13 protein-coding genes are annotated in these 17,958 nt (G+C 44.5%); 8 read left to right on the forward strand and 5 right to left on the reverse strand.

Annotated elements, in window-relative coordinates; all coding sequences use genetic code 11:
- Positions 1 to 40: 40 nt before the first annotated feature.
- A complete protein-coding gene (gene cobN, locus QQL36_RS25850; protein WP_321567241.1) occupies positions 41 to 3,784 on the reverse strand; it encodes a cobaltochelatase subunit CobN in 3,744 nt (1,247 codons plus the stop codon).
- A gap of 1 nt (position 3,785) precedes the next feature.
- Positions 3,786 to 4,823, reverse strand: coding sequence for a cobalamin biosynthesis protein CobW (cobW, locus tag QQL36_RS25855; RefSeq protein WP_321567242.1), 1,038 nt, complete (start codon positions 4,821 to 4,823; stop codon positions 3,786 to 3,788).
- A gap of 77 nt (positions 4,824 to 4,900) precedes the next feature.
- Between cobW and QQL36_RS25860 the strand changes: the two genes are divergently transcribed.
- Positions 4,901 to 5,890, forward strand: coding sequence for a phosphotransferase (locus QQL36_RS25860; protein ID WP_083726367.1), 990 nt, complete (start codon positions 4,901 to 4,903; stop codon positions 5,888 to 5,890).
- Positions 5,891 to 5,975: 85 nt separating this feature from the next.
- Positions 5,976 to 7,529 carry a M81 family metallopeptidase gene (locus tag QQL36_RS25865; RefSeq protein WP_321567243.1) on the forward strand — a complete coding sequence of 518 codons (1,554 nt, stop codon included), beginning with the start codon at positions 5,976 to 5,978 and terminating at the stop codon, positions 7,527 to 7,529.
- 127 nt (positions 7,530 to 7,656) lie between these two features.
- Here the strand turns inward: QQL36_RS25865 and QQL36_RS25870 are convergent, their stop codons facing one another.
- On the reverse strand, positions 7,657 to 8,211 hold the full coding sequence (locus QQL36_RS25870; protein WP_321567244.1) for an NAD(P)H-dependent oxidoreductase: 555 nt from the start codon (positions 8,209 to 8,211) through the stop codon (positions 7,657 to 7,659).
- A gap of 251 nt (positions 8,212 to 8,462) precedes the next feature.
- On the opposite strand from QQL36_RS25870, the gene QQL36_RS25875 reads away from it, so the two are divergent.
- Together QQL36_RS25875 and QQL36_RS25880 are read left to right on the forward strand one after the other, a co-directional pair.
- Positions 8,463 to 8,618 (forward strand): hypothetical protein, encoded by a 156-nt coding sequence (locus QQL36_RS25875; RefSeq protein ID WP_179091234.1) that lies wholly within the window; start codon positions 8,463 to 8,465, stop codon positions 8,616 to 8,618.
- A gap of 14 nt (positions 8,619 to 8,632) precedes the next feature.
- Entirely contained in the window at positions 8,633 to 8,893 is a 261-nt protein-coding gene (locus QQL36_RS25880; RefSeq protein WP_083726361.1) for an RNA polymerase sigma factor, read from the forward strand.
- On the opposite strand, the gene QQL36_RS25885 is transcribed toward QQL36_RS25880, so the two are convergent.
- A complete protein-coding gene (locus QQL36_RS25885; protein ID WP_083726359.1) occupies positions 8,888 to 9,367 on the reverse strand; it encodes a hypothetical protein in 480 nt (159 codons plus the stop codon). The genes QQL36_RS25880 and QQL36_RS25885 overlap by 6 nt on opposite strands.
- A 163-nt stretch (positions 9,368 to 9,530) precedes the next feature.
- Between QQL36_RS25885 and QQL36_RS25890 the strand changes: the two genes are divergently transcribed.
- The 4 genes from QQL36_RS25890 (at position 9,531) to glgX (ending at position 16,288) form a co-directional block, all read left to right on the forward strand.
- Positions 9,531 to 10,292, forward strand: coding sequence for an SDR family oxidoreductase (locus tag QQL36_RS25890; RefSeq protein ID WP_083726357.1), 762 nt, complete (start codon positions 9,531 to 9,533; stop codon positions 10,290 to 10,292).
- A gap of 107 nt (positions 10,293 to 10,399) precedes the next feature.
- The gene (ligD, locus tag QQL36_RS25895; protein ID WP_321567245.1) at positions 10,400 to 13,243 is read left to right on the forward strand and encodes a non-homologous end-joining DNA ligase; all 2,844 of its coding nucleotides are present in this window, start codon (positions 10,400 to 10,402) and stop codon (positions 13,241 to 13,243) included.
- A gap of 60 nt (positions 13,244 to 13,303) precedes the next feature.
- Positions 13,304 to 14,035 (forward strand): DNA-formamidopyrimidine glycosylase family protein, encoded by a 732-nt coding sequence (locus QQL36_RS25900; protein ID WP_321567246.1) that lies wholly within the window; start codon positions 13,304 to 13,306, stop codon positions 14,033 to 14,035.
- 60 nt (positions 14,036 to 14,095) lie between these two features.
- Positions 14,096 to 16,288 (forward strand): glycogen debranching protein GlgX, encoded by a 2,193-nt coding sequence (gene glgX, locus QQL36_RS25905; protein ID WP_321567247.1) that lies wholly within the window; start codon positions 14,096 to 14,098, stop codon positions 16,286 to 16,288.
- Positions 16,289 to 16,461: 173 nt separating this feature from the next.
- Here the strand turns inward: glgX and QQL36_RS25910 are convergent, their stop codons facing one another.
- Positions 16,462 to 17,949: a calcineurin-like phosphoesterase family protein gene (locus QQL36_RS25910; protein WP_321567248.1), complete on the reverse strand. Its 1,488-nt coding sequence runs from the start codon at positions 17,947 to 17,949 to the stop codon at positions 16,462 to 16,464.
- Positions 17,950 to 17,958 lie beyond the last annotated feature (9 nt).

The raw sequence follows: 17,958 nt of genomic DNA on the forward strand, positions 1-17,958 counted from the left end.
CTGACCTCACAAATGCGGAGCTGTACAAGGCAGTAATGATCTACTCCATATCCACAAACATACTTTGCAGCTTTTCCAGCGTCTCCGGTTTTGGCGTCTGCCACATTCCCCGTTGAATAGCTTCCAACATACGTTCTGTCATATCCTTCAAAGCCCACGGATTTGCCTGTTCGATGAACTGACGATTCGCTTCATTGAACAGGTATTCCTGGGTAATCCCTTCATACATAAAATCATCTACCATATTAGTCGTCGCATCATAAGCAAAGAGATAATCCATAGTAGCTGCCATCTCAAATGCCCCCTTATAACCATGGCGCTTCACACCAGCAATCCACTTCGGATTCACCACCCTTGAACGATATACTTTCAGCAACTCTTCTTTTAAACTCTTTATACGCGGCGTCTCCGGACGTGCATGGTCTCCAAAATAAATAGAAGGTTGCTCTCCTTTGATAGTTTCCACCGCATTTGCTAAGCCTCCCTGGAACTGGTAATAGTCATCCGAATCGAGAATATCATGCTCCCTGTTATCCTGATTATGCATCACGATTTGCAGATCAGATAAACGCTTTTCAAATACCTCATGCGCAGATTCACCTGTGCGGTCAGCACCATAAGCATACCCACTCCAATTGATATAAATTTTAGCAAGGTCTTCCCTCGTCTGCCAGTTCTTTTCATCTATTACTGCCTGCAACCCTGCGCCATAAGCACCTGGCTTCGAACCAAAAACCCTGAAAAGAGATCTTTTATGTGCCTTGGTTTCATCCAATCCCTTATTGAGCCATTCCTGCTTTTCAGCGAGATAGCGTTTGCGGATAGGATTCTGTTCCAACGGTTCATCCAGTAAAGCCACCTTTTCTACCACTGCATTCAACAAGGAGATCACATCCGGAAATGCATCCCTGAAAAACCCTGAAATACGTAGCATGACATCGATGCGTGGCCTTCTCAATTGAATAAGCGGAATGATCTCAAAATCAGACACCCGCCTGTTAGCCGCCTGCCATACGGGTTGTACCCCCATAAGAGCCAGTGCCTGTGCAATGTCATCTCCACCTGTACGCATGGTACTGGTACCCCATACAGAAAGCCCTATAGATTCAGGATAATCCCCCTGCTCCTGCATGTAACGACTGATGATAAGGTTCGCGCTTTTTACCCCCAGTGTGTAAGCGGCCTGTGTGGGTATAGCCCGGACATCTACAGAATAGAAATTTCTTCCTGTTGGCAATACATCCATACGACCACGTGTAGGTGCGCCGGAGCTACCACTGGGAACATAACCAGCGTCTAAACCGTGTAAGAGGTTGGTGATTTCCTCCGTAGTACGTTGAATCTTTGGTAAGGTATGAGTAAGGATATTGTGACAATAAGCTTTGGTCGCTGGAAGATGGTAGTCTTCGCCTTGCAGGATATGATGACCACTCAGCATCCTCTCACCTTTCAAAAGACCTTCCCCATCCAACATCCCCATACCCTTCAGCATCTCTTTCACAACCCCCTCCAACACCTCCACTGCATCCCCCCTGTTCCTACACCCCCTAAACAACAAATGCTCACTTTTAAAAGCCATCTCATAATCCCCTCCCAAAGGATCAAATCCTAACCCCATCTCCTCAGCCGGCACCTGCGTAATCCCCTTCTGCCCCGCCACAGGCACCCTATGCAATGCTATCAGCAAATCAATCAGCTGCTCATCCACTGGTGCCTTCCCCAAAATATGCAATCCATCCCGGATCTGCGCCTCTTTCAATTCACACAAATACCCATCCAGCTTCAACAACAACGTATCCATATCAGAAACCGCTGCCTGCAGATCTGTTTCCAGATCCGCCTCCTTCACCAACTGTGTGATCTGCGCACGAATCACCGCCGTACGCTTCGGATCCACACTAAACGCTTCATAATATTCATCAATCAAATGTTCCAGCTTAGTCAACGTACCATAATTCTCCGCTCTCGTCATGGGCGGAATCAGGTGATCTATAATAATAGCATGTGTCCTGCGCTTTGCCTGCGTTCCTTCCCCCGGATCATTCACTATGAACGGATAGAAATGCGGAACAGGACTTAACAACACAGCCGGGAAACAACTCTCCTTGCTCAATGCCACACTCTTTCCCGGCAACCATTCCAGGTTTCCATGCTTACCACAATGAATCAAAGCATCTGCTTTGAACACCTCATTCACCCAACAGTAATAAGCAAGGTATCTATAAGTAGGCGGTAAATCAGGCGAGTGGTAAATAGCCTTCTCATCCTGATTATAACCGCGCGCAGGCTGAATACTCACGAAGACATTCCCCAACAAACACCCTGGAATAATAAAATCCTCTTCCTGTGAAGGCCCCCATTGCTGAAGGATCTTCTCTTTAAGCAATGGTGATAACTGCTCAAAATATTCCTGAAACCGATCCTTGTCTATACTAATCTGATAAGGACGATAAAGCGTAGTATCCGTATCATTCGTAACATAATGCGTGATCAGCCCGATCAACTCCCCGCTGTTAGCAGGAATATAATCTCCCGTATCATACCCTGCTGTTTTCAACGCATGCAGGATCTCCACAATACTCGCAGGTGTATCTAATCCTACCCCATTTGCCAAACGACTATCCTTATTTGGATAGTTCGGCATAATAAGGGCAATATGTTTATCTTTTTGTTCCTTCTTACCAAGCTGTATCCAATTATTTGCAAAAGCCACCACAAAATCACACCCTTCCTCATGCGTACTATATTGCAGAATATCTGAATCCGTCAACACGTCCTTGCCCATAGAAGATTTAAAAGAAATAGCCGTCGTAATAATGCGACCATCTATCTCCGGCAATGCAATATTCATCGCCACATCTACTGGTGTCAGACCAAATAGATTCTGCTCCCATACCTCTTTTGTACAGGCAGCAAAGATGCCCTGTATAACAGGTACATCAAGATTATCAAATAAGAAACTTTCATCCTTATCCATAGACTTAATTGAAAAGCTGGTCGTGTTGATCAACACTTTTACCTTTCCTTTCAATAAAGATTCAAGTTCCTGTAAACTATGCTGATCACGAAGATTGCTCACAAAAGCAATCACAGGCTTCAGCCCTTTAACTGCCAACGCCTTTATTAAATAATACACCGGCGCCAGATTATCCGCCAGATAATGCGTTTGGTAAACAAGGATGGCTACATCTGCTATATAATCCCCCGGCGGGATCATTCCCTTCTCCGGATGAAATAAAAACAGATCCGCAATTTTTTGAGGAGGTGCGAATTGTAAATCTTTATTAAAGCAATGATGAAATATATAAGCCAACCCATTCTTCAGGTTATGCTTTCCACCGGCACAACAGTATTTCCATAAGGTATCAGCAATCTTCACATCCACAGTGGAACTATTCAGCAATTCTACATCCGGCGCGTCATAACCCGGCAGGAAGAGTACGGGAATACTTTGCTGTTCACAGGCAATGCTGATAGCTTCAAACAAATACGGGTAGTAATTCCTGCCACCTAACAGGCGACAGATCACCAGCTTTGCATGGCTGATCACCTCCTCTACATATTTATCGATGGTCAGTTCCTGCTTCAGGTATACCAGGTTGGCAATTCGCAGGGACGGGAGCTGTGTGTGGGTTTGGTGTAACTCCCTATAAGCATTGCTCAGTGAATGGATCTCCGTATCGGCAGCAGAGAGGAATACGACGTCTCCTATTGATTGCTGTATGTGGAAGACCCCATCCCCGTTGGGATTCCACCCACCGGGGATTGTTGGGATCAGGTGCATATTAGTTTAACTTTTCGTGTAACAGTGCGGACAGGTCTTTTTCCATCAGTTCATCGCCGATGAATACCAGACTGGTTTTGCGGACTTCGCCCTCCTTCCATTTACGATCAAAATAATGATCAAAACGGTGAGATACGCCCTGCAATACCATGCGCATAGGCTTATTGGGAATATCGATAAACCCTTTGATTCGGTAGATCTCATGCTCTGCCACCATTTCTTTCAGCGCAGCTACCAGTGATTCCGGGGTATGCGGTGCCGTTACAGTTACCACGATCGAGTCGATATCATCATCGTGATGGTGATCCAGGCCATTGGCATGATCTTCCTCGTGGTGAGAGTGACGGCTTTCCAGGTCGTTTTCTGCAGCAGCCTGCACGCCTAACAGTACGTCGGCAGACAGGTCGCCATTGTTAGCAGTCACCATCTTCACATTCGGACGAAGTTTGCTGCTTATAATACCTGTTACTTCATCAAACTGTAATCCTTCCAGCAGATCTTTCTTAGTTAATACAACGAGGTCAGCACAGGAGAGCTGGTCTTCGAAAAGTTCTTCGATCGGTGTTTCATGATCCAGGGAGTCATCGGCCTCACGCTGTGCCTGTAAGCGTTCACGGTCACAGATTTCGCCGGTCGCCTGACCTACCAGGTCTACCACAGTGACAACTGCATCTACAGTGATCTGTGATTTCAGGTCAGGCCAGTTAAATGCATGCAGCAGCGGTTTGGGCAGTGCAAGACCTGAAGTTTCGATGATGATATGATCGATCGTATCTTTTCTATCCATCAATTGCAGCATCACTGGCAGGAACTCTTCCTGCACGGTACAACACAGGCAACCGTTGTTCAGTTCAAGTACGTCTTCTTCATTGGAGCAGCAGGATTTGATAAGGTCTCCGTCGATGCCCATTTCACCAAATTCATTGACAATTACTGCAAGTCGACGACCATTGGCGTTCTGAATCAGGTTGCGGATCAATGTAGTTTTTCCGGAGCCTAAGAACCCCGTAATGATGGTTACCGGTATTTTGGAAGTCATGTTATTGTTTTGTGTAGGCCGCTAAAATACGTGATTTTTATATACTTTTGCTGGCCCCGTTTAAACCCATTCATACCATGACACATTTTCCGGTAGTTAGTTCTATTTTGTCGGCCCAATACCTGGTCCCTTTATTTCAGGTGAAGTATAATTTGAGTCGTGATACGACCTGCAGATTGCTGAAAGCTGGCGTAAATCACAGTTATCTCGTGACCGATGGTGACAATAAGTACATCTTTAGGATATATTGCATCAACTGGCGTACGAAAAAGGATATTGCAGAAGAGATCCGTTTGTTAAATCTATTGCGCACACATGCTATGCCAGTCTCCTATCCTATTGCAGATTTTGACAACGACTATGTACAGCTACTGCATGCGCCGGAAGGGTTGCGGTATGGCGTGCTGTTTTCCTATGCCCATGGAGAAAAGCTTTTACAGTACCCGACAGCCCTACATTACAAAATGGGTGTTGCAATAGCACGTCTTCACCAGGTAACCGAAAATTTCAAACTGGATAGAGTAGACTATACCCCCTCTGTCATGGTAGTCGATTCATTTGAAAGACTGAAAGGTTATCTCCCATTGGAGACAGAAGAAATGCAATGGATGCAGCAGGCGCAGGACTACTTATTAAAGCTATACGCCACCATCGATCACTCCAGCGTGAGAAATGGTGCCGTGCACATGGACCTGTGGTTTGACAACATGAATATTACTAACGATGGGTTTACCATTTTCGACTTTGACTTTTGTGGCAATGGCATGCTCTGTTATGATCTGGCCTATTACATCCTGCAGGTACATAGTACAGAAAGAGAAAATATGGAGGTGTGTAAAGAAAAGGTAGCTGCTTTCCTGGACGGTTATTCTTCCATTACCCCCATCTCAGAAGAGGAAAAGGCATTGATCCCGGCCTTCGGTATAAGTATGTATTTCTTCTACCTGGGCATTCAGTGCCAGCGATATGAGGACTGGTCCAATACTTTCCTGAATGAAGTATACCTAAAGCGATTTATAAAATTATTAATAAAAAGATATGCAGACTTATATGAGTTAGCTATCTGAAATCACCTACCATTCACACATTTTTTTAAAAAACCTATCGCTTTTTGATTATTTTTCAATGAATCTATGCTAAAAAGTGAATTTTATGAAACGTGTGTTTTTTCTAATGGCAAGTTATTGCCTTATGGGTGGCGCCATTGCGCAGAATAAGCTGCCCCGTATAGCTATCGCAGGCCTCGCTATCGAGTCCAGCACTTTCTCTCCTGCCACGTCAGACGAAGCGGCTTTCAAGGCGCAGTATGGCAATGAGGTATTTAAGACGTATCCATTTATGTCGGCAGATTCGCCCCTGCGAAAGGCTGCTATGTGGTTCCCGACAATTACGGGCCATGCATTGCCGGGTGGCGCGGTGACCAAAGTGGCATATGAGTCGCTGGTTAGAAAAACACTGGATTCATTGAAGAAACACCTCCCTTACGATGGATTGTATTTCGATATTCATGGAGCGATGAGTGTAGTGGGCATGGAAGATCCGGAAGGTGATTTTATAGTACGCATCCGCAAAGTAGTGGGTACGAAAACGCTGATCAGTACCTCTATGGACCTGCATGGAAATGTAAGCTGGCGACTGGCGGAAAATACAGATCTCATTACCTGTTATCGCATGGCGCCTCACGAAGATGCACTGGATACAAAGGAAAGAGCAATACGTAATCTCGTAGAACGCCTGAAAAGTGGTAAAGGGAAACCCGCCTACAAAGCCTGGATTCCAGTGCCAATCTTATTGCCGGGCGAAAAAACATCTACCCGAATAGAACCCGGTAAGAGTTTGTATGCGCAGGTAGATCCGGCTTCCAGACAACCCGGTGTAATTGATGCTGCAATCTGGATCGGGTATGCATGGGCAGATGAACCACGCAATCATGCAGTCGTAATGGTAACAGGTGATGACAAGGAAAATGTAACCATTGCCGCCGAAAAACTGGCAAAAAGCTTTTGGGATGTGCGCAAACAATTTGAATTTGTAGCACCGACTGCCACCTTGCAGGAAGCGCTGGATGCTGCCGTGAAAAGTGATAAACATCCTTTCTATATCAGTGATTCTGGTGATAATCCAACTGCGGGTGGTGCAGGCGATGTAACCTGGACATTGACGCAGATACTGGCACGACCTGAGTTTAAATCAGAGAATGGGCCTACATTGATTTATGCAAGTATCCCTGGCCCCGATTTGGTAAAGAAAGCCATAGAACTGGGTGTAGGAAAGCATATAGAAGCTGAAGCAGGAGCAAAGGTGGATGCGCGTTTTGCAGGTCCTGTGAAGCTGTCCGGTACGATTGAATCAATTGAATATGGTGATAAAGATGCTGTGGTAGAAGTCGTGGTAAAGGTAGGGAGTGTGCACGTGATCGTGACACAGAAGCGGAAACCTTATCACAAAGAGAAAGATTTTACACGGTTAGGATTGAATCCCCGTAAAGCAGATATTGTGGTGGTGAAGATTGGCTATCTGGAACCTGAATTGTATAATATGCGTGCAGATTGGCTGCTGGCGCTGACACCGGGTGGTGTGGATCAGAATTTGGAACGGTTAGGATATAAGCATATAGTGCATCCGATGTTTCCGGTTGATATGGATATGAAGGATCCGGATTTGAAAGTGAGGTGGGTACCTGCGGCAGATAAGTTGAAGAAATAGTTTTTATAAAAAGGGGGCGTCTCGAAGTTTCGAGACATCCCCTTTTTATAAAAATGGTTTTCATTCCCCGTTGGAGAATTCCCTCTTTCATGAATGTTGTATTAGGTACCTGATGGAAAGAATTTTTCTAAGCGTTTTTATTAAACCAATCTATATACGCTTTCACCACCTTTGCAATAAACTCTTTAGTATCCCCTTCTTTCAGATTCCCCTTATCATCAAACAGCTCATTAGATTTCTGAATATACACCTCTGGCTGTTGCATCACAGGAATATTAAGAAATACAAGACTTTGCCTTAAATGATGATTTGCCCCAAACCCACCAATATTACCAGGAGAATTACTAAACACAGCACCGGGCTTGCCATTCCACACACTTTTCCCATAAGGTCTTGACCCTACATCCAGCGCATTTTTCAAAGCCGCAGGTATAGACCTGTTATGCTCAGGTGTCACAAAAATGACCCCATCCACAGATTGTATCGCATTTCTGAAAGCAACATAGGAACCCGGCACAGTTTGATGATCATCAAAATCCTGATTATAAATGGGCAGCTCATCAATGGCGATGATTTTAAACTCAAACCCCGCCGGAGCCATGGGAAGTAATCCACTGGCAATCTTCTTTGAAAAAGATTCTTTGCGCAGACTCCCTGCGATAATGCCTATAATCTTGCTCATAATACTTGATTTTTTAGCATTAACACGGCAATGATAATGCCATAGCAATATTTACAAAGTTGGGGAATGTGACAGGACTTACTGGTACACTTTCACAGAATATTAGTATTTTCTCACGATTTGATAGATGCGGCGGAGGTATCCGTTTAGAGAGTCAGAAAGCGTACCCGGAAAAAAGTTTGAAAAAAGTAGTCGGAAAGTGCAACCTTTTTCACTAAAACGGGACTAATATATACAAACAAGGACAACAATTGACAGATCAGGAACTGATACAACAGGTTTTGAATGGTAATAAGCAGGCCTTTGGAGTGATCATTAAACAATCAGAAGGACTTGTAGCCCAGATCATGTATAAAATGATCACAGAGGCGCATGTTCGGAAGGGTCTGGTGCAGGAGGTGTATTGAAGGTATATCTGTCATTGAAAGAGTTCAGGTATCAGTCCAAGTTAAATACATGGATAGGCGGGATAGCATATAAGACTTGTCTGAAGTACCTGGAAAGACGGCACCTGGAATTTGTATCCGCTGACCTTATGGAGGAGGAAAATGAGATAATGGATAATGGAAATGCGACAAAGGCAATGACGCAGAAAGAGCTGGCAGGAATATTAAAAGAAGTGATCGATCAGTTGTCGCCAATATTCAGGACGTTGATAATACTACTCATTCATCCCTTATGAGGATAAGCCTTTCAACCTTTCTTTTTGCGGCCCTCTTTTCAAAGAGTATATTTTTAACGATGCTTCCACTGCTGAAGTGTAATCAATCAGCACCTGTATTTTTGCAAGTAATAGCAGTTGCTGTGGGCTATCCACCACTAATCGGATTTCATGATTTGCATCCCCCTCTTCAGCATTAGGAGCCTCCATTGCCAACTGCTCCAACACCTGATCCCTATTAATCTCCGCCTCCTCCAAAAGTATATCCACCATATAATCCACTGCTCTATAATCCACCTCCTTCTCCCTCAGAAAAACCGCTAACTCCTCTGCACTTAAACCATCAAAAAACGCCTTGCTCCCAAACTTCGTCCCACTAAACGCAGCTTTAATCTCCTCCAACGCCTTTGCAGGCTGATCCTTTCTCCGAGCAATAATTGCCCTCATGGCTCTTCCCAGCTCCTCTATCATTTCTAAAATATAATCTATTGGCATATTATCAGCGAATTTAACGTTTTTAAAAGGTTATAAATAAAGCCTTCCCCCACAATGGCATAATTCTGGAAGTTAGTAAGACAAAGACGAAAATACTTACCAGTCACAGCCGCTTATTTGAAAACTAAATTACTTTATTGAAAAAACCTAAAACAACTGAGTTATGGAAACAATCACCCAAAATTACCGATATAAATATATTCGTGAAATGCCTTGTGGAGATTACGAAACAGAAGGCGAACCGGAAACAACCATCTTTCCTTCCATCTTATACGACACTGCAAAAGATGGATGCCACCGTCTTCTCGGCAAAGTCGCGCTGATAGAGGGCGGAGATACTGGCCTTGGCCGTGCCATTGCCGTACAGTTTGCCAAAGAAGGCGCGGAAGTTGCTATCCTTTTCAATGATGATGGCAGCCAGGCCAGAGAGACAGCAGACATGATCAGGGAATATGGCAAACAAGCACTTTTACTTTCCTGTAATGTAACAAGTGAAGATGGTTGCAAACTAGCTGTCGATAAAACGATTAGCAGGTTTGGAAAGATCGATATCCTTGTAAACAATGCAGCACAGGAAAATCTTGTTCCGCAATATTATCTCGTCAATCATGCCATCCCACACCTGGCAATAGGGAGCAGTATTATCAATACTTCAACCCAGGAAGCCATTATCGACTTTACCAGGGTCTTGTCTTCCCAATTAATTAAAAAAGGGATCAGGGTGAATGGAGTGGCGCCAGGCGCAATATGGGATTCATCTGTCTATGACATAGCCGACCCTGACTATGGGAAAGATGCCCTTTTCGGACATGCCGCTCACCCTGCAGACATTGCACCTTGTTATATTTTTCTGGCTTCCGAAGATGCGGCCTTTATTTCCGGGGAAATATTGCATCCGAACGGAGGAATTGCAATCACCAGTTGAAGAGAAACGATGATGTTCTGTTAAGGAGACACCATGATGCCCGGTTGGAGGCATCATGATTTCCAGTTAATGAAGCACGATGATGCCCCAGTTAAAATTTGATCGCTATGAGCTTAGCTAAGTACAAGCAAAAAAGAACTTTTACAAAGACACCTGAACCTACAGGTGGCAAGAGTGATAATAAGGAATTGCATTTTGTAATTCAGAAGCACGATGCTTCGCATTTGCATTATGATTTCAGACTGGAAATGAAGGGTGTACTTAAAAGCTGGGCGGTGCCAAAAGGGCCTTCAATGGATCCGAAAGTGAAAAGACTCGCCATGATGGTAGAGGATCATCCTTATGATTATAAAGATTTTGAAGGTGTGATCCCAGCCGGCAACTACGGCGCAGGTACGGTGATTGTCTGGGATGAGGGGACCTATGTTCCGCAGATAAGCGGACTCAATAAAAAGGGGTGGGAAAAGGAGTTGTTACATGCCATCGAAAACGGAAAGCTTCATTTTATTTTGCAGGGAGAAAAGCTGAAAGGGGAATTTGCCTTGGTGAAAACACACGGCAGAGGGGAGAATTCATGGTTATTAATGAAGATAAAGGATGAATATGCCGCAACAGCGGATGTGACAAAGAAAGAGAAATCGGTTTTATCCGGCAGGACACTTAAGCAGGTGGAGAAAGACCCGGAGATGGTTACCACACATCCTCGCGTTAAAAAATCCGTCCCTCAGCCTACGGCGAAAGATCTTGCCACTCATCCTCCCCTTAACGAAATCGCTACTCATCCTGCATACGACTTCTCTACCCTCCTTTCAAAGGGCAAAAAAGCCCCCATGCCCAAAGAAATAAAACCCATGCTGGCCACCCTCACTGAAAAACCATTTGATAAAAAAGACTGGCTCTATGAAATCAAATGGGATGGCTACAGGGCCATCAGCTATATAAACAAAGGCAATGTAACCATCCTCTCCAGGAACCAACTTTCCTTCAACGAAAAGTTTGACGTGATTGCTGATGCCCTAAAAGAATGGAATACAAAAGCTATTATCGATGGCGAAATAGTTGCATTGAATAAAAACGGTAACCCTGATTTCCAGGCGCTACAAAATTACCTGAAGACGGGCAAATCCGTACAACTTGCTTATTATGTCTTTGACCTGCTATGGTATGATGGCAAGGATATCACCCAACTACCTTTACTGGAAAGAAAGGAAATATTACAACAGGTATTACCACAGAATAATAAACTGATACGGTACAGTGAACACATCACAGGAGGAAATAGTCAGGGCACCGCATTCTTTAAAGCCGCTTTGAAAAAAGGACTGGAAGGCGTAATGGCTAAAGATGCGGATAGTACCTATTCTTTAGGCCGCCGCACGGATAGTTGGCTAAAAATTAAAAACAATTTGCAGACGGAAGCGATCATCTGTGGCTATACCGTCGGCCGGAATAGCCGGAAACATTTTGGTGCGTTGATATTAGGAAAGTATAAGAATGGCGTATTGAATTATATAGGTCATACAGGAGGAGGATTTGATACGAAGTCACTGAAAGAATTGTATGAAAAATTCCAACCTTTGATAACAAACGAATTTCCCTTTAAAATAAAACCAAAAACCAATATGCCGGCTACCTGGATAAAGCCTGAGTTGGTATGTGAAGTGAAATTTGCCGAGGAGACAAGAGAAGGCATTTTAAGACAACCGATTTTTCTTGGTTTGAGAGAAGATAAAAGTGCGAAGAAGGAGAAGAAGGAAAAAGTAGTGGCGGCACCAGTTTCTGATAAAAAAACAAAGACAGTGAAAAAGACAGCTAAACCCGAAAAAGTAGTAGAAAATTTGACAGCGAAAAAAGCAACACCCCCAAAAGCTACTACTAAAAAAGCTACCGCAGGAAAGACCTCCGCTAAGAAAGCTGCTGCCTCAAAAGCAACACCACCTGTCCCCAAGGCCACCTCTAAGCCTTCCACCTCTCCTAAAAAATCAACGCCCAAACCAACTTCAAAAAAAAAGCCCACTACCCTCCTCCTTCCGGAGGATCAAAACGAAGTCGAAATCAAAATAGACGGGAAACTCCTAAAATTCACCAACCTTGACAAACTCTACTGGCCAGATGAAAACATCACCAAACGAGACATGCTCAACTACTACGCAACCATCTCCGATACCATTCTCCCCTACCTCATCGACCGCCCGCAATCCCTCAACAGATTCCCCGACGGTATCAAAGGCTTCCACTTCTATCAAAAAAATGTAGAAGACAAAGTCGCCGACTGGATCCAAACCTTTCCCTACGTCAGCGAATCAGATGGCGAAACAAAAAACTTCCTTGTCTGCAAAGACAAAGCCAGTCTACTTTATATGGCCAACCTTGGTTGCATTGAACTCAACCCATGGCATAGCCGCATTCAAAAACCAGACAATCCAGACTACTGTCTCATCGACCTCGATCCAGACACCAATGACTTCAATGAAGTCATTCAAACCGCACTCGAAATAAAAAAATTACTCGATGATATAGGCGCTGATTCCTACATCAAAACCTCCGGCTCTACCGGCATGCACATCCTCATTCCTCTTGGCGCAAAGTATACATTTGATCAATCCCGTATGCTTGCAGAACTCATCGTCCAGGTCATCAATAAAAGACTACCTGACATTACAAGTATTGAACGCTCTCCTAATAAGCGAAAGGGAAAAATCTACTTAGATTTCCTTCAAAACAGGCAAATCCAAACCATGGCAGTTGCCTACTCTTTAAGACCCAAACCAGGCGCCACCGTATCTGCCCCACTAAAATGGGAAGAGGTCAAAAAAGGATTAACAATTAAACACTTTGATATCTTCAATATGCCTGATAGAATTGCTGAAACAGGGGATTTACTGAAAGGAGTATTAGGAAAAGGAATCAATATGCAACAGGTATTAAAAAAACTACAAAAATTCATCTGACAGATCTTATAGAAAATGTCTTTCTTATAGAAATTCCCAACCCTTAAACCTTTTTAATCCATGCCCGAAGGCCCCTCTATCGTCATCCTGAAAGAAGCCATCTCCCACTTCAAAGGAAAAAAAATCCTCGCCGCCTCCGGCTACGCGAAAATTGACCTATCAAAACTTAAAAACAAAAAAATCACCGCCATCAAATCCTGGGGAAAACATCTCCTCATCTGCTTCAACACCTTCACCATCCGCATCCACCTCCTCCTCTTCGGCACCTATCTTATCAACAACCGCAAACCCGCAAACCCCACCCTCCGCCTCACCTTTACAAATGACGAATTGAACTTCTACACCTGCTCCGTCATCATCATCGACCAACCACTTAATGAAGTCTACGACTGGGAAATCGATTTGCTCAGCGACCAATGGAACGCTGAAAAGGTATTGAAACAACTCAAAAAAATCCCTGACATGTTAGCATGCGATGCCCTCCTCAACCAGGACATCTTTGCCGGCTCCGGCAATATCATTAAAAACGAAGTCCTATTCCGTACCCACATCCACCCACTCAGCAAAGTGGGGAAATTACCCCTTAAAAAGAAGAAAGAACTGGTACAGGAAGCCCGTCAGTACAGCTTCGATTTCCTGGAATGGAAAAAAACTTCTGTACTAAAACAACACTGGCTCGCCCACACCCGCAAAACCTGCCCCCGCTGCCATATAGCATTTAATAAAGAATACCTGGGCACGACCAGACGAAGATCATTTTTCTGCAATAATTGCCAGTTTTTATATGAATAACGATTGTAATGGCATGAATTTTACCACCCTATGCCCTATAACTAATTGCTCTGGAAATTAATGAAGAACAGTCCACAAACCCTCCATCTACCAGTCCACATTACCCCTGGTAGTCCATATCCATTAGGCGCAACCCCTGATGATAAAGGCGTGAATTTCGCCATCTACGCCGACTATGCAACCAGTGTAGACCTTTGCCTGTTCAACAGCCCCTCAGACCCAAAAGAATCGCAAAGAATCAAAATGACTGAGCGGTTTCATCAGGTATGGCACGTGCATGTATCCGGCCTGAAACCCGGTCAACTGTACGGTTACCGTGTAAATGGCCCATACACTCCACAGGAAGGTAGCCGTTTCAATGAAAATAAATTACTCTTAGATCCATACGCCAAAGCCATATCAGGCACTATCAACTGGCACGACTGCCTCTTTGGCTACCAAATAGGCAGTCCGGAAGAAGACCTGAGTTTCAGCGACGCTGACAGCGCTCCGTATATTCCGAAATCGGTAGTGGTCGATGATGCCTTTGATTGGGAAGACGATAAATTTCCAAAAATCCCCTACAATGCCACCATCATCTATGAGATGCATGTAAAGGGCTTTACAAAAATGCATCCGGACATTCCTGAAGAGATCCGCGGAACATATGCGGCCATCGGCCATCCGGTTACAATCGACTACCTCAAAAAGCTAGGGGTAACGGCGGTTGAATTAATGCCGGTACATCACTTTGTGGCCGACAGACACCTGGTTGAGAAAGGATTGACTAACTACTGGGGCTATAATACCATTGGGTATTTTGCCCCTGATGCGCGGTATTCTTCTTCCGGTATCGAAGGCCAGCAGGTAACCGAGTTCAAGGAAATGGTCAAAGCCCTTCATAAAGCTGGTATTGAAGTATTCCTGGATGTCGTTTACAATCATACTGCCGAAGGTAACCATATGGGACCGACACTGAGCTTCAGAGGAGTGGATAATTGTAGTTATTACCGGCTTACTGAAGATAAACGATACTACATGGATTTTACCGGCACAGGCAATACACTGAATGCACAGTTGCCCAATGTACTGCGCCTGATCATGGATAGTCTTCGTTATTGGGTAGAACAGATGCATATTGACGGATTCCGTTTCGACCTGGCGGCAGCATTAGCACGGGAACTACATGAGGTGAACAGCTTGAGTGCTTTCTTTGAAATCATTTACCAGGATCCGGTGATCAGTCAGGTGAAGTTGATTGCTGAACCCTGGGATGTGGGAGAAGGTGGCTATCAGGTAGGAAAATTCCCTCCTGGATGGGCGGAATGGAATGGTCTATATAGGGATTGTATCAGGGGATACTGGAAAGGTGATGATAGTATGCTGGCTGAGTTTGCCCTTCGGTTTACAGGAAGTCCGGATTTGTATGAGGCGGATTATCGCAGACCAACGGCTAGTATCAACTTCATTACCGCCCATGATGGTTTTACCCTGCATGACCTTGTCTCTTATAATGGCAAGCATAATGAAAGTAATGGTGAAGACAACAGGGATGGGGCGAATGTTAATTACTCTTTTAACTGGGGGGCTGAAGGTGACACCAATGATGAAGGCATCAATAATATCCGTGCACAGATCAAGCGCAATTTTATTACAACCTTATTCCTTTCACAGGGTGTGCCTATGCTTGTAGCGGGTGATGAATCAGGGAATACGCAACATGGGAATAACAATGCTTATTGTCAGGATAATGAAATTTCATGGTTGGATTGGGAGAAACAGGATCCGCAATTACGGGAGTTTACGAGGAATATCATTAAGTTACGAAAGAGTCATTCTGTTTTTGCGAGGCCGGGATGGTTTCAGGGAATTCCGATTAAGGGAGTGGAAGATATTGGATGGTTCCTGCCGGATGGTGCGGAGATGCAGGAGGATCATTGGAAAGAATATTATGCGAAATCAATTGCTATTTACTTGAATGGAAAAGGGTTGAGGTGTGTGAATGAAGTGGGTGAAAAGATGGTGGATGATTCTTTTTATGTTATTTTCAATGCGCATCATGATGCAATTGAGTTTGCGTTGCCTACAGAAAAGTATGCGAAGAAGTGGCAGCGGATCCTGGATACCAGTGTATGGAAGACGGAAGATCAAAATACGTATGTGGCTGGGAATAAGGTGCAGGTGCAGGGACACTCTATTTCGTTATTCATTCATAAAGAGGATTTGCTGCCTGTAGCAGGATTGCCGGTTCCGGAAGTTACGCATGCTAAATAACCCGTTCCGGGCTTACCTGTTCAGGAAGTAAAGCGTTCCATGTAATATGGGATAAAAAGCAGGCGGTCAGGAATTTTGCCTTCGGCAAAATTCCTGACCTAGCGGCTTTCGGCGGGCGATAAGCCCGCCGAAAGCCAATAAAATAACGAGCCCGACACCCGCCTACAACCTAACTAAATGCTCTCCTCATACACATTCCCAAACCTATCCGTCGCCCTCACCATTATTTTCTTCACCCCCACGGACGGCTTCGCAAAAAACAGATGATCCGTCAATGAAGGCTCTACAAACTTATGTTTCTTCGGCAACTCCGGCCCCAAATACAACTCCACCGCCCATGGATCATATGCCACCCGCCTCTCCATCTCCCCATTACTCACCCCATCCTCAAACCACTCCACCTTCCACTTCTTATCCCAATTCCATACATTCACCGCTACCTCATCAGGCGAAGCCTGCACCCGCCCCTTCTCATAAATCCTTAACTGCTTCTCCTTTGGTAACCCCGTCCCTTTATACACCCACTTTATATCTGTCCCATCCACATCATAGATCCCATACCCTGCCGGCGTTCCATCACTACAAATTGGCCCCGTCCACCAGGCCCCACACACCGTTCCATGATTATGCTCCATGATATTCCCTTCTTCCCAATTATCATTGAAATGCGTATGCCCACTCATTATGTGCACCTTATAAGGCGCAAACATCTTGTACAACTTCTTCCTGTTCGCCACCGTACCACCTCCCGGTTCATCCTTCTTCCCCTCTCTCCTTGCCTGTCCGGTATAAGTCGGTATATGCAAACTCAATACGATCATACTCCCAGCCTTCACCTGCGCCAGATCCTGATCCAGCCATTGTAATTGGTTCTCTGTCAGATAACCAATGTAATTTTTAGCTTCCCCCAAAAAGAACACATCATCCAACACAATGTAATGGATCTCTCCCCTGTTATATGAATAATAAGTAGGCCCGAAATGAGACTTAAATGTATTAGCCGAACCATCATCCGTCCTCGCCTCATTATCCATATCATGATTCCCAATCACATTAAAGAAAGGAATTCCACACAACTCCACCGCCCTGCGATAACCATGATACAACTCAAACTCATCCCATACCAGATCACCACAACCAATACCATGTATCAACGTATCCTTAGGATAAGATTTAATCACCCCCTGCAAATCAGGCACAGACTCTTTCAACAACTGATCTACATCTTTCTGCGACTTCATCTGCGGATCCGCCCAAACCATAAAGGTGTGTTTTGTATCATCCACCTTCAACTTCTCCAATTTGAAATCAGCCGTAAAGGAAGGCTTGTTCTTTGGAATAGCCTGATAAAAAGATGCGATGCCCCGTTCCTCCGGAAACGCATACCCACGTGGTATACTCATGTACACAAACTCCGCCGTACCATTGGATTGCAGCTCATACCCACCATTTTTATCTGTCAGCGTAATATTAATCCCATCTGTCACCGGAACACCTGCCACGCCTTTCCCCTCACAAAGAACCTTGCCCCTGAGCGACACAGTAGAAAGATCAATATTGTTCTCCCGCAGCAAAGGCCTTGCATTCACTATCGCCGCCGGCAAAGCTAACAATGAACCGGTCACACCTACATTCTTTAAAAAGTTTCTTCTGTTAAGCATACATCTTAT

Source organism: Chitinophaga sp. LS1, from assembly GCF_034274695.1.
Classification (GTDB): Bacteria; Bacteroidota; Bacteroidia; order Chitinophagales; family Chitinophagaceae; genus Chitinophaga.